Origin of the sequence: Streptomyces drozdowiczii (assembly GCF_026167665.1) — a bacterium.
Classification (GTDB): Bacteria; Actinomycetota; Actinomycetes; order Streptomycetales; family Streptomycetaceae; genus Streptomyces; species Streptomyces drozdowiczii_A.
The window spans coordinates 6351406-6374477 of the sequence record NZ_CP098740.1; the positions used below are offsets into that span (position 1 = coordinate 6351406).

Here is a 23072-nt window from a genome sequence, read left to right on the forward strand (position 1 = left end):
GTGCGGAGTGCCCCAGTTGGGGTGGCCCTGTGCCGGGGGTGTCCGAATCGCACCTATCGACAAGCGTTGACGGATTAGCTTAGGCTCACCTAAGTTCATCGGGCCGCTGTTTCGGCGTGCCCGTCCTTCGCCCGTTCCCCACATCCGACAGGCGGCTTCCCCGCACGATGGGAGTGACATGTCACAGGCTCGTCCTGGCGACGCAGCACCGGTCCACGACCTCATTGGTATCGGCTTCGGCCCGTCCAATGTGGCCATGGCGATCGCGATCAGCGAGCACAACGCGCGCTCCGGGACGCGGGAAGCGGTGACGGCCCAGTTCTTCGAGCAGCAACCGGCCTTCGGCTGGCACCGGGGCATGCTCATCGACGACGCCACCATGCAGGTCTCGTTCCTCAAGGACCTGGTGACCCTCCGCAACCCGGCCAGTGAGTTCAGCTTCCTCTGCTACCTCAAGAGCAAGGGACGCCTGATCGACTTCATCAACCACAAGAACCTCTTCCCGCTGCGGGTCGAGTTCCACGACTACTTCGAGTGGGCCGCCTCCCAGGTGGACGACCTCGTCTCCTACGACCACGAGGTCGTCGGGGTGACCCAGGTGGTCGAGGACGGCGTCGTGGAGTACCTGGACGTCACCGTCCGGTCGGGCGAGGGGCTGACGGTCCACCGCGCCCGCAACCTCGTCATCGGCACGGGACTGCGCCCGCTGGTGCCCGAGGGCATCGAGCGCGGCGAACGGGTCTGGCACAACTCCGAACTGCTGACCCGGGTCGGCGAGTTGGACGGCACCTCGCCCTCCCGCTTCGTCGTCGTGGGCGCCGGGCAGAGCGCCGCCGAGAACGTCGCGTATCTGCACCGCCGCTTCCCCGACGCCGAGATATGCGCGGTCTTCTCCCGCTACGGATACAGCCCGGCCGACGACAGCAGCTTCGCCAACAAGATCTTCGACCCGGACGCGGTGGACGAGTTCTACGCGGCGCCCGAGAACGTCAAGCGCCGGCTGATGGACTACCACGGGAACACCAACTACTCCGTGGTCGACATCGATCTCATCGATGACCTGTACCGGCAGATGTACCAGGAGAAGGTGCTCGGCACCGAGCGGCTGCGCTTCCTCAACGTGTCCCGGCTCACCGCGGCCGAGGAGACCCCGGACACGGTGCGCGCCACCGTGAAGTCCCTCGTCACCGGCGAGGAGACCGTGCTCGACGCCGACGTCGTGGTGTTCGCCACCGGCTACAGCCCGGCCGACCCCCTGGGCCTCCTGGGCGAGGCCGCCGCCTACTGCCTGCGCGACGAGGAGGGCCGGGTCCGCGTCGAGCGCGACTACCGCATCGCCACCGACGCCGCGCTGAACTGCGGCATCTACCTCCAGGGCGGTACGGAGCACACCCACGGCATCACCTCGGCCCTGCTGTCCAACACCGCGATCAGGGTCGGCGAGATCCTGGACTCGCTGCTGGACCGGAGCGTCAAGTCCGCCCCCGACGCCGCCCGTCCGGTCGCCGGGGACGGCACCCGCTAGACCGCCCGACCGCCGCCCGGGGCCAGAGAGATAACGTACGCGCACATGAGCACAACTGCAGTGGAGCGCCCCAGGACCGGGGGCGTCGCGGTGACCCGTCGCAGACGGGTCACCGGACTCGCCGCCCTGGCGGTGACGGTCCTGGTCGTGGGCGCGCTGTCACTGATGGTCGGGGCGCGTTCGCTGAACCCCGGCGAGGTGTGGCACGGCCTGTTCGCCGGTCCGGAGGCCGACCAGCGGCTCTCCGACATCCGGCTCATCGTGCGGACGGTGCGGGTGCCCCGTACCGTGCTGGGAATCGTGGCGGGCATCGCGCTCGGCGTCGGCGGCGCGCTGATCCAGGGGTACACGCGCAACCCGATCGCCGACACCGGGCTGGTCGGCGTCAACGCCGGCGCCTCGTTCGCCGTGGTGTCGGTGATCGCCGTGTTCGGGCTCACGGACCCGCTCCAGTACGTCTGGTTCGGCTTCCTCGGATCGGCGGTCGCCGGCGTCGTCGTGTTCGGCCTCGCCAGCATCGGCAGGGGCGCCGGCAACCCGCTGACCCTGGCCCTCGCCGGGCAGGGCGTCACGGTCTTCCTCGCGGCGATGACCACGGCCGTCGCCCTGTCCGACGTCAAGTCCCTGAACGTGCTGCGGTTCTGGAACGCGGGCTCGGTGGCGGGCATCGGCTTCGACGTCATCCGGCCCGTCACCGCGTTCGTCGCGGTCGGACTGGTCCTGGCCGCGGTCATGCTGCCCTCCCTGAACCTGCTCAACCTCGGTGACGACGTGGCACGCGGACTCGGCGTCAACATCGCGCGCAGCCGTACGATCGGCATCGTCGCCGTCACGCTGCTGGCGGGCGCCGCCACCGCGGCCTGCGGCCCCATCGCGTTCCTCGGGCTCATGGTGGCCCACGTCGCCCGGTATCTGACCGGGCCCGACTACCGCTGGCTGGTGCCGTACGCGGGTCTGCTCGGCGCGGTCGTCCTGCTGGTGTGCGACATCGTCGGGCGCCTGGTGGTACGGCCCGGGGAGCTGGACGCGGGGGTCGTCGTCTCGCTGCTCGGCGCCCCGTTCTTCGCGGTCCTGGTGTGGCGGGGAAAGTTCAGGAGCGCATGAGCGGCACGGAGTTGAAAGCATCGGTCACGCCGGGCGTACGCGTCGGCGGCGCCTCGTTCGTCTGGCGGCCCTGGCTCGTCCTGGTCACCCTGCTCCTCGCGGCGGCCACCTTCCTGGTGTTCTGCCTGTCCATCGGCGTCGGTGACTTCCCGATCGGCCTGTCGCGGGTGATCGCCACGGTCCTCGGCGGCGGCGAGCAGGTCGACCGCTTCGTCATCATGGACCTGCGGATGCCGCGCGCCCTGGCCGGCGTCGTCGTCGGCGTCGCGCTCGGGGTGTCCGGCGCCATCACCCAGTCCGTCGCGCGCAACCCCCTCGCCAGCCCCGACATCCTCGGCATCACCGGGGGCGCGAGTGCGGTCGCCGTGTTCCTGGTGACGGTCTCGGGCGGGGCCGCCGCCGCGGTCACCGACGCCGTGGGCCTGTCGGCGGCGGCGCTCCTGGGCGGTCTCGGCACCGGGCTGCTGGTGTACTTCCTGGCCTGGCGGCGCGGGATCGACGGCTTCCGGCTCATCCTCATCGGCATCTCGGTGAGCGCGGCGATGGAAGCGATCACGACCTGGCTCCTGACCTCGGCCGACATCCGGGACGTGGCACGGGCCCAGGCATGGCTGGTCGGCTCCCTGGACAACCGGTCCTGGAGCGAGGTCCGGGTGGCGCTCTGGTGCACCCTGGGCCTGCTGGCCGTGGTGGTCTGCCTGGCCTTCCAGTTCAAGCCGCTGCACCTCGGGGACGAGGTCGCCGCGGGGCTCGGCGTCCGGTTCAACCGGGTGCGGGCCGTCATGCTGCTGTGCGCGGTCCTGCTCGCCGCGTCGGCGGTGAGCGCGGCGGGACCGGTGCCCTTCGTCGCGCTCGTCGCACCGCAGGTGGCGATGCGTCTGGCGAGACACCCGACGCCCCCGATGGCCGCCTCGGGGCTGGTCGGCGCGCTGCTGCTGACCGGTTCCGACCTCATCGCGCGCACGGCCCTGCCCGACGGCCTGCCGGTCGGCGTGGTCACCGCCGCGATCGGCGGGCCCTTCCTGGTGTACCTGCTGGTCCGGGCGAACCTCAGGTAGATGACAGACGATTCGGACAACCCGAGCAGAGGGGGGCCAGTGGCCACGCAACTCACCACCACCGGATCGAAGGCGGCGGTCGGCGGTGCTCCAAGGCTCGCCGCCAGGGGCATCAAGGTCGGCTACGGCGGCCGGACCGTCATCGACGGCCTCGACGTCGAGATCCCGTCCGGAGTGGTCACCACCATCATCGGGCCCAACGGCTGCGGCAAGTCCACCCTGTTGCGCACCCTGACCCGGCTGCTGAAACCGGCCGGCGGCGCCGTCGTGCTGGACGGCGACGACATCGCCTCGCTCCGGACCAGGGACGTGGCGAAGAAACTCGGCCTGCTGCCCCAGGCGCCCGTGGCGCCCGAGGGGCTGACGGTCTCGGACCTGGTCGCCCGGGGGCGCCACCCGCACCAGAGCTGGCTGCGGCAGTGGTCCTCGGACGACGCCGACATCGTACGGCGGGCGCTCGCGCTGACCGGGGTCGCCGATCTCGCGGACCGGCCCGTCGACTCGCTGTCGGGCGGCCAGCGCCAGCGCGTCTGGATATCGATGACCCTGGCTCAGGGCACCGATCTGCTGCTGCTGGACGAACCCACCACCTATCTGGACCTGGCGCACGCGATCGACGTGCTCGACCTGGTGGACGATCTGCACGAGTCCGGGTGCACGGTGGTGATGGTCCTGCACGACCTCAACCTGGCCACCCGCTACAGCGACAACCTCGTGGTGATGCGGGACGGTTCGGTCCTGGCGCAGGGCCACCCCCGCGACGTGATCACTGCCGAACTGTTGGAGGAGGCGTTCGGGCTGCGGGCCATGGTGATCGACGACCCGGTCGGAGACCGGCCGCTCATCGTGCCCATCGGCCGTACTCACGTACGTCCGAAGTAGTTTCGGAATCAAGGAAATATCCAGGTAAGGCTAGGCTGGCCTCACTAGACCGGGGTAAGGTTTGGCTGCCCTTATGAAGGGCCCTCATGACCGTGTGAAAGCAAGGGATTCGGATGCTCCTCGACAGAACCACGCCCACCAGGTCGCGGCGGCGGCTCGCGGCGGTCATCACCGCGGCTGCCCTCGGCGTCGGCCTCCTCGCGGGCTGCGGCTCCGACTCCGAGGACAAGGCGGCCGACAAGGCCCCGGCCGCCTCGGCCGACGGCGCCTTCCCTGTCACCGTGGAGCACGCCTTCGGGTCCACGAAGATCACCAAGGCCCCGAAGCGGGTGGTCTCCGTCGGCTACACGGACGACCAGGACATCCTGGCGTTCGGCATCAAGCCGGTCGGCATGGTCGACCAGTACCCGAACCCCGAGGGCAAGACCCCCGACATCAACACCCAGTGGCCCTGGACCAAGGACAAGTGGGGGGACGCCCGCCCCGAGGTCATCATGAAGAACGGTGACTCCGGCCCCAACTACGAGAAGATCGCGGGCCTGCGGCCCGACCTGATCGTCGCCGTGTACTCCGAGATCGACCAGGCCGCGTACGACAAGCTGTCGAAGATCGCCCCCACGGTCGCCCGTACCAAGGGCGAGAAGGAGCCCTTCAGCGCCCCGTGGCAGGACAACGCGCTGCACATCGCCAAGGCCCTCGGCAAGGAGAAGGAGGGCAAGGAGATGGTGGACGGCATCCAGGAGAAGCTGGACGCCGCCAAGAAGGCGCACCCCGAGTTCGCGAAGCAGACCGCCGTCGCCCTGTCCTGGTACGACAACTCGGTGGCGCCGTTCACCACCACCGACGTGCGCGGCCGGCTGCTGACCGGCATCGGCTACCGGGGCGACACCGAGATCGACAAGATCGCCGGCGGCAAGTTCTACACCAAGCTCTCCCCGGAACGCATGGACCTCGTGGACGTCGACCGGGTCTTCGTCATCAACGACAAGGCCGACACGGACGCCCTGAAGAAGTCCGAACTCTTCAGCAACCTGAAGGCGTTCAAGGAGGGCCGGGTCACCTACCTCCTCGACAGTGAGGGCCCGGCGGTCGGTGCCGCCATCTCGCAGGGCACGCTGCTGTCCATGCCGTACGCGGTGGACGAGCTGGTGAAGGCGGCGGCCGCCAAGTGACCCTCGTCGCCCGCGCCGACGCACCGTCGACCCTGCGTACGGCGACGGGCGGTGAGGCCACCCGCTGGCTCCTCGCCCACTGCCGCGCGGTGCCGTGGCTGACGGCCGCGACGCTCCTCACCACCGTGGCGGGGGCGGCACTCCAGGTGCTCCCCGTGCTGCTGCTCGGCCAGGTGGTCGACGGGGTCGTGGACGGCGGGTCGCGCACGGTGCTGGTCCGGGTCGGGGCGCTGATGGTGGCCGCCGTGCTGCTCGGCGCGGCGGCCACCGCGGCATCGACGTATCTGATCGGACGGCTCGGCGCCGACCTGCTTGCCACGCTGCGGGAGGGCGCCGTCCGCGCGGTGCTGGGCATGCCGAGCACCCGGCTGGAACAGGTCGGCCGAGGCGATGTGCTCTCCCGGGTGGGCGACGACGTCGCCGTGCTCTCCCGGGGCATCCGCAGCGCGATCCCCACCGTGTTCTCGGCCGGCGTGCTCGTCGCCATCGCCACCGTCGGCATGTTCGGTCTGGACTGGCGGCTCGGGCTCGCGGGCGCCGGCGCGCTGCCGGCGTACGCGCTGGCGCTGCGCTGGTACCTGCCGCGCTCCGCCCCGCTCTACCGCAAGCAGCGCGCGGCCCAGGCCGACCGTGCCCAGGCGCTGATCAGCGGCCTCAACGGAATCGACACGGTCCGGGCGTACCGCCTGGAGGGCGCGTTCCGCGAGAAGGTCACCACCGAGTCCTGGCGGGTACGCGATCTGGGCGTCGAGGTGTTCCGCTTCTTCGGCCGGTTCGTCGGCCGGGAGAACCGCGCCGAGTTCATCGGCCTCGTCCTCATCCTCCTGGTCGGGTACGCCCTGCTGGAGGGCGACGCGGCCACCCTCGGGGAGGTCGCGGCCGCACCGCTGATGTTCCACCGGCTGTTCACCCCGCTCGGCGCGATCATGTTCACCTTCGACGAGGCGCAGAAGTCGGGCGCGAGTCTGACCCGGCTGGTCGGAGTCCTGGGGGAGGACGCCGAGGAGAGACTGGTCGGCGACCCCGAGGTGACGCCCGCTCAGAACGTGCCGTACCAGGTGACGGTGGAGGGGCTGACCTATCGCTATCCCGGCTCCGAGGCGCCGGTCCTGCGCGAGGTGAGCCTGACCATCCCGGCCGGCGGTTCCCTCGCCCTGGTGGGCGCCACCGGAGCCGGCAAGTCGACGCTGGCCGCCCTGATCGCCGGCATCGGCACCCCGCAGTCGGGGTCGGTGCGCATCGGGACGACCGATCTGGCGGAGGTGGACGAGGCGGGCGCGCGGGCCCTGGTGAGCATCCTCACCCAGGAGACCCATGTGTTCTCCGGTCCGCTCGCCGACGACCTGCGGCTGTCCGCGCCCGGGGCGAGCGAGGCCGAACTGATGGACGCCCTGCGGACGGTGGGGGCCGCCGACTGGGTGGCGGCTCTACCCGAGGGGCTGCGGACCGCGGTCGGCGAGGGCGGTGAGCGGCTGGACGTCACCAAGGTGGCCCAGGTCGCGCTGGCCCGTCTGGTGCTGGCCCGTTCGCCCGTCGTGGTGCTGGACGAGTCCACCGCCGAGGCGGGCAGCGAGGGCGCCGCGGAGCTGGAGCGCGCCGTGCTGGCGGCCTGTGCGGGCCGCACGACGCTGTTCGTCGCGCACCGGCTGACCCAGGCGATGGCGGCGGACCGCATCGCCGTCCTGGATGCCGGGCGGGTGGTGGAACAGGGCTCCCACCAGGAGTTGGTCGCTCTGGGCGGCCGATACGCCCGTCTGTGGCGAGCATGGCGGGAAGGAAGCTAGACCATGCTTGGTTAGGTTAGGCTCGCCTAAATATCTCGGAGAGAAGCGGAGTCCTCGATGTCGGCACCGAGCGGTCACCACGTACGGCTTTCTCCCCGGGGACTGGCCGAACTGCGCCGGCGGACCGGCGACCGCGACGACCGGACCCTCACCGAAGCGTGCGCCATCGGCCTGGCGTACTGGGCGAGCGGCCGGAGCCCGGAGGGAATCGACCTGACTCCCGCCACCCTCTTCGCCGATGTGCTCGCCTGGGCCGACAACGGCGGTACGTCACCCGCCGGTTGGGGTGTCGGTGCGGACGGCCGCATCGACCTTCCCGAGGGCGTCGACCCGGGCGACGCGCAGCTCGCCCTGGACGACCTCGCGGACTTCCCCGACCGGCCGCTCGGCACGATCGCCCCCTCGGGGACCGGCATCCGTATCGAGGAGCTGGCCCGCTGGAACGACACGCGCGCGGACCGGGACCGCCCCACGATCGTGGAGATGTTCCGCGAACAGGCGCGGCTGCGGCCGGACGCCGTCGCGATCGTGGACGAACATCGTTCCCTGACATACCGCCAGGCGGCGCGCTACAGCTTCCAGTTGGCGTGGGAGATCACCGAGCGCGGCCTCGCCGCCGAGCAGGTCGTCGGGATATCCCTCGGCCGCTCCGCCGAGATGGTCATCGCACTGCTCGGCGTGGTCCAGGCCGGGTGCGCGTTCGTCCCGCTCGACCCGCTGTGGCCCGCCGCCCGGCGCGCCGTCGTCGCGGAGGATGCCCGGATCGTGCTCCAGCTCAACGGCTCGGGCGAGCAGGCCCCGGGAGAGCCGCAGGCCGTACGCGTCGACCTGGACGACTGGGCCTTCGCCGCCCACCCCGCCGACCCGCCCGCCGTGACCGTCGCGGGGAGTCCCTCGCCTACGTGATCTTCACCTCCGGCTCGACCGGCCGGCCCAAGGGCGCGATGATCCGCCACGAGGCCATCAGCGAACGGTTGTTGTGGCAGTCCCGCGAGATCCTCGGCTTCGGCCACGACGACGCCTCGCTGTTCAAGGCGCCGCTCTCCTTCGACATCTCCATCAACGAGATATTCCTGCCGCTGGTCACCGGCGCCCGGCTGGTGGTCCTCCGGCCGGGCGGCGAACGCGACCCGCACCACCTGCTGGACGTCATCGCCGGGCACCGGGTCACCTTCACCTACCTGGTCTCCTCCATGCTCGACGTGCTCCTGGAGATGGCCGGCGACTCCGGCCGGCTCGACAGCCTGCGCCATGTGTGGTGCGGCGGTGAACTGCTGACCCCCGAGCTGTACGAGCGGTTCCGCGCCCGCCTCGGCATCCCGCTGTACCACGGCTACGGCCCCGCCGAGACGACGATCGGCGTCTCGCACGTCATCTACCGGGGCGAGGCCGAGCGCCTGTCCACCTCCATCGGCAAGGCGAACCCCAACACCCAGCTCTATGTGCTGGACGACGAGCTGCGCCCGGTCCCCGTCGGCGTCGGCGGCGAACTCTACGCGGGCGGACTCCTGTTGGGTCGCGGCTATGTCAACGCGCCCGGACTCACCGCCTCCCGCTTCGTGGCCAACCCCTTCGCCCGGGACGGCTCCCGGCTCTACCGGACCGGTGACCTCGCCCGGTTCGCCCCGGACGGCTCGCTGGACTTCCTCGGCCGCGCCGACAACCAGATCAAGATCCGCGGCATGCGGCTGGAGATCGAGGACGTGGAGGCCGGTCTCGCCGAGCACCCCCGCGTACGGCACACCTGCGTCGTCGCCCGGAAGAACACGGCGGGCGGCACCTATCTGGTGGCGTACGTGATCCCCGCCGCCGGGCACGAGGAGCTGACCCCGGAGGACGTCCGGGCCTGGGCCGAGGCGCACCTGGTGGAATACATGGTGCCCGCCCACACCGTCGTCCTGGACGCCTTCCCGCTCACCGCGAACGGCAAGACCGACCGGGCCGCGCTGCCCGAGCCGGTCCTCACCGGCGGTCCGGTCACCACGCCCGCCACCGACGAGGAGCGCACCGTGTGCGCGGCGGTCGCGGAGGTGCTGCGGCTGGAGGAGGTCGGCACCGACCAGGACTTCTTCCGCCTCGGCGGCGACAGCATCCTGGCGATCTCCCTGCTGAGCGCGCTGCGCAGGGCCGGCCTCCATGTCACCGCCCGCCAGATCTTCACCCACAGCGTCCTCGGCGAACTCGCGGCGGTCGCGAGCCGCGAGGACACCGCCACGGCCCGGGACGACGACGAGCCGACCGGACCCGTCGCGGGCACGCCCATCGTGCGGTGGCTCGGCGATACCACCGACGCGATCGACGGATTCGTGCAGTCCGTGGTGGTGAACACCCCGGCGGCCCTGACCGCCGAAGCGCTGGACGACCTCCTCACCGCCCTCGTCCGCCGGCACGACATGCTGCGCGCCCGACTGGTACGCGGCGAGCAGTGGAGCTTCGACATACCCGGGGCGGACGAAGCCGCCGCGGCCTGGGAGGAGAGCGGCGAACCGCTCGACGCCTGCGTCGCCCGCGCCACCGCCCGACTCGACCCGGACCACGGCGTCATGCTGCGTGCCGTCTGGCGCCGCGAAGCCCGCCAACTCGTCCTGGTCGCCCACCACATGGTCGTCGACGGCGTCTCCTGGCGCGTCCTGACGGAGGACCTGGCCACCGCCTGGGAGCAGTCCGCCCAAGGCGCCCCGGTCGAACTGCCCCGCGAGGGCACCTCGTTCCGCCGCTGGGCCGAACTCCTCGGCCGCACCGCCTTCGACGCCGACCGGGACCACTACGCGCGCCCCCTGCCCGGCCCGGACCGACCGCTGGGCCGCCGCCCCCTGTCCGAGGACGACACGGTCGCCCGGGAGTGCGCGCGGACCTTCACGCTCGGGCCCGCCACCACCTCCGCCCTGCTGGGCGATCTCCCCGCCAGGTTCCACGCGGGCGTCAACGACGTCCTGCTCACCGGGCTCGCCGTCGCCCTCGCCCGGTGGCGGCGCGACCTCGGCCAGGACCAGACCTTCGCGCACATCGAACTCGAAGGACACGGCCGCGAGGGCCGGGCCGTCGCGGACACCGCCGGATTCGAGCCCGACCTGTCCCGCACCGTGGGCTGGTTCACCACCCTCTTCCCCGTGACCGTGGACCCGGGCCCGGGGCAGACCTCGCCGCCGCCCTCAAGGCGGTGAAGGAGGACCTCGCCCGCGTTCCGCACCACGGCCTCTCGTACGGCGTCCTGCGCCACCTCCACGGCACCCTCGGGGCGTCGCCCGCGCCGCAGGTGCTCTTCAACTACCTGGGCCGGTTCGACGCGGGCACCGGCGGGGACTGGCAGCTCGCCGGGACCACCGGGCAGCTGGGCGAGAAGCGCGACCCGCGGATGCGGTTGCCGCGCGCCCTGGAGTTCAACGCCATCGCGGAGCCCGACGCGAGCGGCGCGTACGGCCTCGCCACCACCGTCTCCTGGCCCGAGGGCATGTTCACCGACGAGGACATCGACACCCTCGGCGGATACTTCCAGGACACCCTGACCGCCCTGGCCGAGCTCGACGGCGGCGGCCACTCGCCCAGCGACTTCGCGCCCGTCCCGCTCACCCAGGCGGACGTCGACGCACTCGACGGACCGGCCCTGCGCGACATCCTGCCGCTGACCCCGCTCCAGGAGGGCCTGTACTTCCACTCGGTCTACGACGACGACTCGGCGGGCAGCTACGTCGAACAGCAACTCCTCACCCTGGAAGGCGAGGTGGACCCCGAACGGCTCGCGACGGCCGCCACCCGGCTGCTCGTCCTCTACCCGAACCTGGCCGTACGCTTCACGGCCCTCGCAGACGGCCGGGTCGTCTCCGTCCTGGAAAGCGGCACCGAGGCCCCCTTCACGGCCCTGGACCGGCCCGGCATCACCGACGAGGAGATCCGCGACCTCGCCGAGCGCGACCGCCGCGCCGGGTTCGACCTGGCCACGGGGCCGCTCATGCGGTACACCCTCGTGCGGGGCGGCCCAGGCCGTACCGTGCTCGTGCAGACCGTGCACCACATCGTCGCGGACGGCTGGTCCGTCCCGCCGATGCTCCGGGCGCTGCTGGCCGAGTACCACCGGCCCGGCGCGGCCTACCGGGCGGGCGGCTTCCCCGACTACGTACGCCTGCTGGCCGCCCGCGACGACGAGGAGAGCGACCGGGTCTGGGACGAGCAGCTCGCCGGACTGCCCGGCCCGTCCCTGGTCGCCGAGGGCCACACCCCGTCCGACACCTTCACCGACACGGCCGTGCGGCCCGCCCACGACATCGACACCGCCGCCCGCGAGGCCGGGGTGCCGCTGAGCGTGGCCGTGCACAGCGCCTGGGCGGTGACGCTGGGCGGCCTGCTGCACCGCGAGGACGTGGTCTTCGGCTCCACTGTCTCCGGGCGGGACGCCGATGTCCCCGGCATCGCGGACATGGTCGGCCTCCTCATCAACACCATCCCGGTGCGGGCCCGTTGGGACGCGTCCACCACCGCGGGGGACCTGCTGGCCTCCGTACGCGACCACCAGAGCGCGGTCCTGGCGCACCAGCACGTCTCCCTGGCGCGGATCGGCCGACTCGCCGGTGCCGCCGCCCGGTTCGACACCCTGGTGGTGTTCGACGTCGCCACCGATGTGGCCGCCCTGCGCGGCCCCGACGACGAGCTGGTCGTCTCCGCCCTCGTGAACGAGGGCGCCCCGCACTACCCGCTGACCCTGGTGGTGGAGCGCGCCGACGACGGCCGCCCCCGCTTCAACCTGATCTACGACGGCGCCCTCCTCCGGGAACCGGGCGCCCGGCGCATCCTCGACACGTTCACCCGCACCCTCACTGGCCTCCTCACCCGGCCGGGCACCCCGGTCGGTGAGCTGGCGACCAGCAAGACCGCGCCCCCGGCCCCACCACGCTGGACGCCCTCTTCGACGCCGCCGCGCGCCGCGACCCGGCCGCCACCGCCGTCACCCGGTGCGGGCTCGACGGCACCACCGACTCCCTCACCTACGGCGAACTCGCCGCCGCCAAGGACCGGTTGGCCGCGACCCTGCGCGCCGCCGGGGTCCGGCCCGGGCTGCGCGTCGCCGTCGCCGTACCGCGTTCACTGGAACAGGTCACCGCGCTGATCGCCATCGTCTCGGCCGGCGGTGCCTACGTACCGCTCGACCAGGCGTACCCCGACGAGCGGCTGGAGTACATCCTCCGCGACGCCGCCCCGCAGGCCGTCCTGGTCGGCCCGGACGAGCGCGCGCGCTTCAGCGGACTTCTGGATCGGGCGGGCGTCCCGGCCCGGGTGCTCGTCCTCGGCGAGGAACCCGTCCTCGGCGAGCCACCGGTGGCCACGCGACCCGCCCCGCACGACCCCGCGTACGTCATCTACACCTCGGGATCGACCGGCCGCCCCAAGGGCGTCGTCGTCCCGCACCTCAGCGTGGCCGCGCTCCTCGCCAACACCCGCGCCGACATGGGCTTCGGGCCCGACGACGTGTGGGTGCAGTTCCACTCGTACTCCTTCGACTTCGCCGTCTGGGAGCTGTGGGGCGCGCTGGCGCACGGCGGGGAGCTGCTGGTCCCGGACTACGGGCTGACCCGCTCCCCGGTCGACTTCCACCGGCTGGTGCGCGAGCGCGGGGTCACCGTGCTCAACCAGACCCCGTCCGCCTTCTACCAGTTCATCGAGGCCGACCGGCACGCCGGGGAACGGCTCACCGCGCTGCGCCGGATCATCTTCGGCGGCGAGGCGCTGGACCCCGTACGGCTGCGCGGCTGGGTGGAGCGGTACGGCACCGGCTCGCCGGAGCTGGTCAACATGTACGGGATCACCGAGACCACCGTCCACGTCACCCACCGGGTCCTCACCGACGAGGACCTGGGCGTCGACGTCAGCCCGATCGGCGGCCCCGTCCCCCGCCTGACCACCTATCTGCTGGACGACCGGCTCCGCCCGGTCCCGCCCGGCAGGGTCGGCGCGATCTACGTGGCCGGCGATCAGGTCTCCCTCGGCTACCTCGGCCGCCCCGGCCTCACCGCCGGGCGGTTCGTCGCGAACCCCTTCGCGGACGACGGCTCCCGGATGTACCACACGGGCGACCTGGCCCGCCGCACGCTCGACGGGGAGCTGGAGTTCGCCGGACGCGCCGACGACCAGGTGCAGCTCAAGGGCTTCCGGATCGAGCTGGGCGAGGTCGAAGCGGCCGTCCGGGAGCTGGACGGGGTGGTCGATGTGGCCGTGACCCCGTCGGCCGAGGGCGACCAGCTCATCGCGCACGTCGTGGGCCGGGCACCCGGGGACCTCGCCGCACGGCTCGCCGCGAAGCTGCCCGTGCACATGGTGCCCGGCCGGGTCCTCACGGTCGACGCACTGCCGCTCACGGTCAACGGCAAGCTCGACCGCAAGGCGCTGACGGCCCAGGCCGCCACGGAGCCGGAGCCCGTCCCCGCGCCCGAGGGCGACTCCTCGCTCGCCGCGCTGACCGCGATCTTCGCGGAGGTCCTGCCCGGCACCGCCGTCCACGAGGACACCGACTTCTTCATGGCGGGCGGCGACAGCATCCTGGCGATCACCGTCATCAACCGGGCCAGGGCGCTCGGCCTGGCCATCGCGCCCCGGGACGTCTTCCTGCGCAAGACCCCGCGCGCCCTCGCGGAGGAGCTGCGCTCGCGCGCCCCGCAGACCGCCGCGCCCGAGCACAGGCGCCGCGACGACGGGCCCTTCGCGCCGACGCCCATCATCCTGCGCCGCCGTGAACTGGGCGGCACCCTCGACGGGTTCGCCCAGGCCCGGACGATGGCCACGGCCGAGGGGATCACGCCCGCCGACATCGAGCGCGCCGCGAACGCCGTCGTGGCCGCCCACCCGGCCCTGCACATGAGCCTGGACACCGCGCACGGCGTCTGGACCCCGCGCATCGAGCCCGTACGCGAGGTCACCGTCGTCCACGCGGACCTCGGTGACCCCGCGCTCGCCGCCCACGCGGCCGCCGCACGGCTGAACCCGGAGGCAGGCGAGGTCGTCGCGTTCACCTGGCTGGCCGCCACCCGGACCCTCGTCGTCACCGCGCACCACCTCGCGGTCGACACGGTGTCCTGGCTGATACTCCTGGACGACCTGGCCACTGCCCTGCGCGGCGACCCCCTGCCGCCCGCGACCACGTCCTACGCCGAGTACGCCGACGTGCTCACCGCCCGGGCCGCGCACACCACCGAGGACCTGGGCGACTGGATCACGGTGCTCGACGCCCCCGCCGCGCTGCCCGCCGCCGGGGAACTGCGCGAGACGACCGTGGTCCTCGGCCCCGAGGCCAGCGACCGGCTGACGCGCACGGCGCCCGCCGCCCTGGGCATCGGCCTCACCGAACTGCTCTGCGGCGCCCTGCGCACCGCGCTGACCCGCGTCCAGCCCGAGCCCACCGACCTCGCGGTCGACCTGGAGCGCCACGGCCGGGTCCCCGCCCTGGAGGGCCACGACTACACCCGTACCGTCGGCTGGTTCACCTCCATCGCACCCGTACGGCTCGGCCCGCACACCGACCCCGTCGCCGCCGCCCGCGAGGTCGTGGCCCGCCAGCCCGACGAGCAGGGGCACATCGCCTACGGCCTGCTCAGGTACCTCAACCCGCAGACCGCGCCCCTGCTCACCGCCCACCCGCAGGTGCTGTTCAACTACCTCGGCCGGGGCGGCGAGTCCGACGTCCCGCGCATCACCGGCGGCGAGGGCGACAGCCCGTACGCCGTCGAGGTCAACGCCTGGACCGACGCCGCCACCGGCGGCCTGCACGCCGAGTTCGTCCTCGCCGAAGGCGTCCCCGACGAGCTGACCGGCCACTGGCGCGCGGCCCTGGAACAGCTCGCGGACACCGCCGCGACCGCCGAGCGCACCGCACCCGTCACCCCGCTCCAGCGCGGCCTGTACTTCCAGGCCCAGCTGACCGGCGCGACCGGGCACTACGTCGCCCAGAGCCACTTCACCTTCGACCGGCGCCTCGACACCGACGCCCTGGCCGACGCGATGGCCCACGTCATCGCCCGGCACCCGGTCGTCGGCGCGGGCTTCACCACCGACGACGACGGCGACCCGGTCCAGATCCTCCGGGCCGGGACCCGCGTCGGCGTCCGCACGGTCGAGGTCGAGTCCGAGGCGGAGGCCGACGCCCTGCGCGCCCGGGACCGCGACACCGGCTTCGACCCGGGGGAGCCGCCGCTGATCCGGCTCACCGTCCTCCGCCTGCCCGACGGCCGCGACGCGCTGCTGCTCAGCTACCACCTGCTGCTGTGGGACGGCTGGTCCCGGGAGATCCTGCTGCGGGACCTCTTCGACGCCTACGAAACCCTCGTCGCGGGCAAGCTGTTGGCCGATGCCACACCCCGTACACCCGGCTTCGAGGACTACGCGCGCACGCTGGCCGCCAAGGACCCCGCCGGGTCGGAGCGCTTCTGGGCGGAGCACCTGAGCGGCCTCACCGGGCCGACGCTGCTCGCCGGGCCCCGGCCGCCCCGCACGGACGAGCTGCCGCACGCGCTCCCGCACACCCTGTCCGCCGAACTCTCCGAGCTGCTGCGCGGCGCGGCCAAGGCGTACGGCGTCACCCTCAACACCGTGCTCACCGGCGCGTTCGGCCTGCTGCTCGGGGCGCACACCGGCCGCAGCGACGCGGTGTTCGGGGTGACCGTCTCCGGGCGCGAGGGCGAGGGCCTGGAGGACATCGTCGGCGTCCTCCTCAACACCGTGCCCATGTGGACCCGCGCCCGGCCGCAGGACACGGTGGGGGAGTACCTCGGCGCCGTGCAGGCCGCCCGGGTGGAGGCCATGGACCACGAGCACCTGGGACTCGGCGAGATCCAGCGTGCCAGCGGCCACGACACCCTGTTCGACAACCTCTTCGTCCTCCAGAACTTCCTGGACCTGGACGCCCTCGCCGGGATCAACGCCCGGCACGGCATCACCTCGGTGCGCGCCGACGACTCCACGCACTACCCGTACACCTGGGTCGTCACCCCCGGCGACCGGCTCACCGTCAAGCTGGAGCACCGCGACGACGACCCCGCCGCCGCCCGCCGCCTCCTGGGCGACTACGTGCGGCTCCTCGAGGACCTGGCCCGGGCCACCGGCCCGCTCGGCGCCCTGCCGGGACCGGTACCCGCCCCCGGACCGGCCGTCCGCACGGATGTCGGCACGGACACCGTGGTGGACCGCTTCGACCGGGCGGCCGACCGCCACCCCTACCGCATCGCCCTCGCCGCCGACGGCGCTGCCATGACCTTCGGGCAGCTCCGGGACCGCAGCCGCGAGGTGGCCGGGGTGCTCGCGGGCCGGGGCATCGGACCGGAGAAGGCGGTGGGCATCGCCGTACCGCGCTCGCTCGACTCGATCGTGGCCCTGTTCGCCGTGCTGCGCACCGGAGCCGCGTACGTCCCGCTGGAACTGGACCACCCCGACGAGCGGATCGCGACGATCGTCGCGGACGCCCGCCCCGAGGTGACCCTCACCGTGAGCGCCGTCGCACCCCGCCTCACCGGCGAACTGATCGAGCTGGACCGCCCGTTGCCCGCCGCCGAGCCCTTCACCACCTTCGCGCCCGGCGACCCGGACCGGCTGCGGCACCCCGCGTACACGATCTACACCTCCGGCTCCACCGGCCGGCCCAAGGGCGTGGTCACCGAGTACGCCGGGCTCACCAACATGCTCGTCAACCACCGGCGCCGGATCTTCGAACCGGTGCTGGCCGAGCACGGCCACCGCACCTTCCGGATCGCGCACACCGTGTCGTTCGCGTTCGACATGTCCTGGGAGGAACTGCTCTGGCTCGCGGACGGGCACGAGGTGCACATCTGCGACGAGGAACTGCGCCGCGACGCGCCCCGGCTCGTCGCCTACTGCCTCGACCACGGCATCGACGTCATCAACGTGACCCCGACGTACGCACAGCAACTGGTCGCCGAGGGGCTGCTCGACGACCCCGGGCGGCGCCCCGCCCTGGTACTGCTCGGCGGCGAGGCCGTCACCCCGGGCCTCTGGCAGCGGCTCGCGGACACCGAAGGCACCGTCGGCTACAACCTCTACGGGCCCACCGAATACACCATCAACACCCTCGGCGTCGGCACCTTCGAGTGCCAGGACCCGGTGGTCGGTGTGGCCATCGACAACACCGACGTGTACGTCCTCGACCCCTGGCTGCGACCGCTGCCCGACGGGGTCCCGGGCGAGCTGTACGTGGCGGGCATCGGCATCGCTCGCGGCTACCTCGGGCAGCCCGGCCAGACCGCCCACCGCTTCGTCGCCTGCCCGTTCGGCGCGCCCGGCGAGCGCATGTACCGCACCGGCGACCTCGTCGTCCGGCGGCCCGACGGCAACCTCGCCTACCTCGGCCGCACCGACCAGCAGGTCAAGATCCGGGGCCACCGCGTCGAACTCGGCGAGGTGGAGGCCGCGTTCGCCGCGCACCCGGCGGTCCGCTTCGCCGCGGCCGTCGCCCAGCCCGACCCCCAGGTCGACGGTGCCCACCGGCTGGCCGCCTACCTCGTGCTCAACGGCGCCGACCTTGCCGCCGTCGCCGCCGAAGTGGGCGCCGCGCTCCCGGACTTCCTGCGCCCGTCCCACTACGCCGAGGTGGACCGCATCCCGCTCACCGTGAACGGCAAGGCCGACACCAAGGCGCTCCCCGAACCCAAACCGCTCGGCGTCCTGGCCGGGGCGGAGGAGCGCGCCCCGGAGACCGACACCGAGATCACGGTGTGCGAGTTCTTCGCCGAAGCACTCGACCTGGACGACGACGAGGTGAGCGCGGTCAGCGACTTCGTCTCCCTCGGCGGACACTCCATGCTGGCGGTCCGGCTGACCGGCCTGCTCCGGCGGGAGTACGGTCCAGTGATCACCATCCGCGACCTGCTCACCCTGCGAACCCCCGAAGCGATTGCCGGCCACATCGATGACCACTCCTGACACCCCCCGGCCCCGCCGCGGCGCCGCCATCCTGCGCACCGCACTGCGGCGCAACCTCGGCGCCATGGCCTGGGGCACCGTCCTCATGGGCCTCTACCAGGCCGGGGAGACCGCGTTCCCGATCGCGCTCGGCCTGATCGTGGAACACACGCTGCAACACCGCAGCACCGGCGCGCTCGGCCTGTCGATCGGTGCGCTGGCCGTGATCATCACGACCGTCTCGCTGTCCTGGCGGTTCGGGATGCGCATCCTCCAGAAGGCCAACACGACCGAGGCACACCGGTGGCGGGTACGGGTCGCGGCCTGCGGACTCCAGCCGGTGGCCCGGGACGTGGACCTGAAGTCCGGCGAGGTGCTGACCATCGCCACCGAGGACGCCGACCAGACCGCCGACATCATCGAGGTGGTGCCGCTGCTGATCAGCTCGATGGTCGCGGTCCTGGTCGCCGCCGTCGCGCTCGGCCTCGCCGACCTGCGGCTCGGGCTGCTGGTGATCGTGGGCACCGTGGCGATCCTGTCCGTGCTCAGCGTGATGTCCCGGCGGATCGGCGCCAGTACGCAGGAGCAGCAGGCCCGGGTCGCGCGCGCCGGTGCCAAGGTCGCCGACCTGATCACCGGCCTGCGCCCGCTGCACGGCTTCGGCGGCAACCACGCCGCCTTCGGCTCCTACCGCCGAGTCAGCACCGAGGCCAAGGAGCAGTCGATCACCGTCGCCCGGGTCAACGGGGTGTACGCGGGCACGGCCCTGGCCCTCAACGCGGCCCTCGCCACCGCCGTCACCCTCACGGCCGGATACCTGGCCTTCGCCGGGCACATCAACATCGGCGAACTCGTCATGGCGGTGGGTCTGGCGCAGTTCATCATGGAACCGCTGAAGCTGTTCTCGGAGATGCCCAAGTACGTGATGATGGCCCGCGCCTCGGCCGAACGCATGGCGCTGGTGCTCTCCGCGCCCCCGGTCACCGTCCCGGGGGACGGGCGCCCGGAGCCCGGCGGGACGCTGGAGATCGACGGCCTCCGCCACGGGGTGCTGCGCGGCCTGAAGTTCGAGGTGGCGGCCGGGGAGTTCGTGGCCGTCGCCGCCTACCAGCCGCGCGCCGCCGCCGACTTCGCGGCGGTCCTCGCCCTGGCGGTGCCCCCGGAGGCGTACGGGGGAGTGGTGCGGGTCGGCGGGCGGGACCTCGCGGACCTGTCGGCCGAGGCGGTCCGGGAACACCTGCTGGTGAACCCGTACGACGGGGAGATCTTCGCGGGCACCCTCCGTACCAACATCGACCCCTCGGGCACCAGCACCATGCTCCCCGAGGCCGTCGAGGCGTCCATGCTGACCGACGTGGTCGCCCTCCACCGCGAGGGCCTCGACTACGCCATCCGCGACCGGGGCGCGAACCTCTCCGGGGGCCAGCGCCAGCGCCTCTCTCTGGCCCGCGCCCTGGCCGCCGACGCGGAGATCCTGGTGCTCCACAACCCGACCACCGCCGTCGACGCGGTCACCGAACAGCTCATCGCCCGCAACATCGCGAAGCTGCGGCGCGGCCGGACCACCGTGGTCGTCACCAGCAGCCCGGCCGTCCTGGACGCCGCCGACCGGGTCCTCGTCCTGGACGACGGCGTCATCACGGCCGAGGACACCCACCGCAACCTGCTGTCCCAGGACGAGGCGTACTGCCTGGCCGTGGCGCGGTGACGCGGCGGTGACTCAGCCGAGCGCCCAGCCGACGTCCCGGAGCAGCGCGTGCCGCCAGCCGGCCCGGTCGTGACCCGAGGGGGACCGCGACACGCGCACGGCCGCCCCGGCCCGCTCGGTCAGCGCCTCGACCGCCGTGCAGTGGGGGAGCATCCCCGTCTCGTGTTCCCCCAGGTCGAAGGCGATGCGCAGGCCCGAGAGGTCGGGCCGCTCCCGGAGCCGGTCGGCGAGGGCGCCGCCGACCGGGCCGTCCAGCAGGTCCGTACGGTCCGCGCGGTCGGGGGCCCACCAGAACGACCCGGACTGGCAGGCGACCCGCGACACCAGGTCCGGGAACTCCAACGCGGCGTACAGCGCGCTGAGCCCGCCCAGACTCTGCCCGGCGACCACCAGCGTCTCCGGGTCGGCGGGCACCCCGGACTCCGCGACCAGGGGCAGCAGTTCGTCCCGGACCCCCTCCCACAGCTCCGGCCGGCATCCGAACTCGCCCACCCGGTCCTTGGCCGGCAGGAAGACCAGCGTGACCGGTGGCAGCGCCCCGTCCGCGACGGCCGCCTCGAACGCGGTCGTCGCGGGGTGCAGATACAGCCAGTCGTCCCCGTCGAGCAGCAGCACCACGGGCCCGCCGCCGGCCACCGGGTGCACGCGCACCGTGCGGCGCCCGCCGAGCCGCGCGGACGCCCAGCGCAGCCGGGTGCTCGGCACGGGCAGGACGTCGTCGGCGCCGACGAGGGGCCAGTACGGCTGCGCCGGGGCGTCCGGTGTGGCCGCGATCGACCGGTCGCCACCGGCGGCGGACGGGTTGAACGGATCGGCGTGCGCCCCCTCGTCCGTGAGGAAGCGATAGGTCACCCGCAGCCGCTCGGGCATCGGCACCTCCGCGTACCAGCAGTCCGTGGCACCCCACCGGCGCAGCGGCAGCGGCTCCCGCGACCAGCTCTCGAAGACCAGGTCGGCCGGACCGCCGCGCCACAGGAAGAGCGTCGTCCAGCCGCCACTTTCACGGGGCCGCGAGGCGGGCGTCCCGGCCGCCGCCCAGAACGGCTCGGAGCCGGGCTCGCCGGGCAGCCCGAAGTCGGCGAAGGGGCTGCCGGTGGCGGCCACGACCTGATCCGTGCGATCACCGGAGGGCATGAGGGGTCTCCTTGTGCAGAGGGAAAGGGAAAGGCTAAGCTCGCAGTTGGTTAGGCGAGCCTAACCTAAGCTTGTTTTCCCTGGTTGAGGAGGCACTGCCCGCATGAGCACCAACCCGTTCGACGATCCCGAAGGCCGTTTCCTGGTCCTGGTGAACGACGAGGGCCAGCACTCCCTGTGGCCCTCCTTCGCCGAGGTGCCCGGCGGCTGGACGGTCGCCTTCGAGGAGGACACGCGCGAGGCGTGCCTGGAGTACGTCGAGGCCAACTGGACGGATCTGCGGCCCCGTTCGCTCGCCGCGTCGATGGACGCCTGACGCCCGTGACCACGGCCGCGCCGCGCCCCGCACCCCTGTCCCCGTCGCTCGGGCGGGCGCCGCGCGTCCGGACCGCCGGGTCCGGCGACGCCGCCGCACTCGCCGAGCTGTCCCGGCCGTTCGCCCGCTCGGGCGCCCTGCGCGAACGCCCCGACTCCCTCTACGCGGCCCGCGCCGCCGAATTCCTCGTGGCCGTCGGGTCCGACGGCGGCATCGAGGGCTGTGTGGGCCTGCGGGTGTACGAGGGGGAGGGGGTCCACGCGGGCGTCCTGTACAACTTCTGCGTGGCCGGCCACCGGCAGGGGTGCGGGGTCGGGGCCGCCCTCCTGCGGACCGCGCTCGCTCTGGGGCGCACCCAGGCGCTCGGTGCCCTCTTCACCGCGACCACCGGGGACGGCCGGCTGTTCCGCCGGTACGGCTTCGCGCCGGTGACGGGCCGTCAGGCGCCGCGTGCCTGGGCCGAATCCCTGGACCCCCGGCGCAACGCGCTGATCCTCTCCCGCACCCCGTGAACCGGGCGCCGGGCCGACCGTGAGCCCGGCCCGGCGCCCTCCGCGTCCGTCAGGCCGGGCTCACGGCGTGGTCCTCGTCCGGCACCACCGTGGTCCCCGCGCCGTCCCCGCCGAGGACGCTCCGCAGCACCGCGTGCGGCACCCGGCCGTCCAGCACGTCCGCCCGGCCGACCCCGCCCCGTACCGCCCGCAGGCAGCCCTCCATCTTGGGCAGCATCCCGCTCGCCAGACCCGGCAGCAGCCCGTCCAGGGCGTCCGCCGTCAGGCGCCCGATCACCTCGGTGCTCGCCGGCCAGTCCGCGTACAGGCCCGCCACATCCGTCAGGACCACCAGCCGCCGCGCGCCGAGCGCCACGGCCAGCGCGGAGGCGGCGAGGTCCGCGTTGACGTTGTAGACCTGCCCGTCCGCGCCCCGCGCCACCGGTGAGACCACGGGTATGTGACCCTGCGTCAGGAGGGCGCGCACCATGCCCGGGTTCACCTCCACGACGTCCCCGACCTGGCCGATGTCCACCGGTGCGCCGTCCACCCAGGCGGGCCGCCGCACGGCCGTCATCGTGTGGGCGTCCTCGCCGGTCATGCCCACGGCGTACGGTCCATGGCTGTTGATGTGGCCCACCAGTTCGCGCTGGACGCGGCCGGACAGCACCATGCGGACGACCTCCATGGTCTCCGCCGTGGTCACCCGCAGCCCCGCCTCGAAGCGGCTCTCCAGGCCGAGGCGGTCGAGCATGGCACTGATCTGCGGGCCGCCGCCGTGCACGACGACCGGGCGCAGGCCCGCGCGCCGCAACTCCACGACGTCCTCGGCGAAGCTCTGTTGCAGCTGTGCGTCGACCATGGCGTTGCCGCCGAACTTGATGACGACGACCGGTCCCGAATCCTCTTCCATTTAGCTTAGCCTAACCTTAATTGGCTCGGTGTTGGTCAAGAAGAGGCCCGCCGGCGGAGGAAGTCCCCTCCGCCGGCGGGCGGCCCCACGCG

11 protein-coding genes and 1 pseudogene are annotated in these 23072 nt (G+C 72.9%); 10 read left to right on the top strand and 2 right to left on the bottom strand.

Annotated features, from left to right (window positions below; genetic code table 11):
* The first annotated feature begins 178 nt into the window (after nt 1–178).
* From NEH16_RS28820 to NEH16_RS28855, 8 genes and pseudogenes are all read left to right on the top strand, one after another.
* Nucleotides 179–1525 carry a lysine N(6)-hydroxylase/L-ornithine N(5)-oxygenase family protein gene (locus NEH16_RS28820; RefSeq protein WP_265545872.1) on the top strand — a complete coding sequence of 449 codons (1347 nt, stop codon included), beginning with the start codon at nt 179–181 and terminating at the stop codon, nt 1523–1525.
* A gap of 45 nt (nt 1526–1570) precedes the next feature.
* Nucleotides 1571–2629: a FecCD family ABC transporter permease gene (locus NEH16_RS28825; protein ID WP_265545873.1), complete on the top strand. Its 1059-nt coding sequence runs from the start codon at nt 1571–1573 to the stop codon at nt 2627–2629.
* The gene (locus tag NEH16_RS28830) at nt 2626–3687 is read left to right on the top strand and encodes a FecCD family ABC transporter permease (protein WP_265545875.1); all 1062 of its coding nucleotides are present in this window, start codon (nt 2626–2628) and stop codon (nt 3685–3687) included. Before NEH16_RS28825 ends, NEH16_RS28830 begins: the two co-directional genes overlap by 4 nt.
* Nucleotides 3688–3726: 39 nt before the next feature.
* A complete protein-coding gene (locus NEH16_RS28835; protein ID WP_265545877.1) occupies nt 3727–4569 on the top strand; it encodes an ABC transporter ATP-binding protein in 843 nt (280 codons plus the stop codon).
* Nucleotides 4570–4682: 113 nt separating this feature from the next.
* Nucleotides 4683–5741 carry an iron-siderophore ABC transporter substrate-binding protein gene (locus NEH16_RS28840; RefSeq protein ID WP_265545879.1) on the top strand — a complete coding sequence of 353 codons (1059 nt, stop codon included), beginning with the start codon at nt 4683–4685 and terminating at the stop codon, nt 5739–5741.
* Nucleotides 5738–7525: an ABC transporter ATP-binding protein gene (locus NEH16_RS28845; protein ID WP_265545881.1), complete on the top strand. Its 1788-nt coding sequence runs from the start codon at nt 5738–5740 to the stop codon at nt 7523–7525. Before NEH16_RS28840 ends, NEH16_RS28845 begins: the two co-directional genes overlap by 4 nt.
* Before the next feature lie 57 nt (nt 7526–7582).
* A pseudogene (locus NEH16_RS28850) lies at nt 7583–18439 on the top strand (amino acid adenylation domain-containing protein).
* On the top strand, nt 18426–20126 hold the full coding sequence (locus NEH16_RS28855) for an ABC transporter ATP-binding protein (RefSeq protein ID WP_265545883.1): 1701 nt from the start codon (nt 18426–18428) through the stop codon (nt 20124–20126). The pseudogene NEH16_RS28850 and the gene NEH16_RS28855 overlap by 14 nt, the downstream one beginning before the upstream one ends.
* Before the next feature lie 12 nt (nt 20127–20138).
* On the opposite strand, the gene NEH16_RS28860 is transcribed toward NEH16_RS28855, so the two are convergent.
* A complete protein-coding gene (locus NEH16_RS28860) occupies nt 20139–21260 on the bottom strand; it encodes an alpha/beta hydrolase-fold protein (protein WP_265545884.1) in 1122 nt (373 codons plus the stop codon).
* Between the two features lie 103 nt (nt 21261–21363).
* On the opposite strand from NEH16_RS28860, the gene NEH16_RS28865 reads away from it, so the two are divergent.
* Together NEH16_RS28865 and NEH16_RS28870 are read left to right on the top strand one after the other, a co-directional pair.
* Complete coding sequence (locus NEH16_RS28865) at nt 21364–21576, top strand: MbtH family protein (RefSeq protein WP_265545886.1); 213 nt, start codon at nt 21364–21366, stop codon at nt 21574–21576.
* Between the two features lie 5 nt (nt 21577–21581).
* Nucleotides 21582–22088 (top strand): GNAT family N-acetyltransferase, encoded by a 507-nt coding sequence (locus tag NEH16_RS28870; protein WP_265545887.1) that lies wholly within the window; start codon nt 21582–21584, stop codon nt 22086–22088.
* Nucleotides 22089–22137: 49 nt separating this feature from the next.
* Here the strand turns inward: NEH16_RS28870 and argB are convergent, their stop codons facing one another.
* Nucleotides 22138–22980 carry an acetylglutamate kinase gene (gene argB / locus NEH16_RS28875; protein ID WP_265545889.1) on the bottom strand — a complete coding sequence of 281 codons (843 nt, stop codon included), beginning with the start codon at nt 22978–22980 and terminating at the stop codon, nt 22138–22140.
* Nucleotides 22981–23072 lie beyond the last annotated feature (92 nt).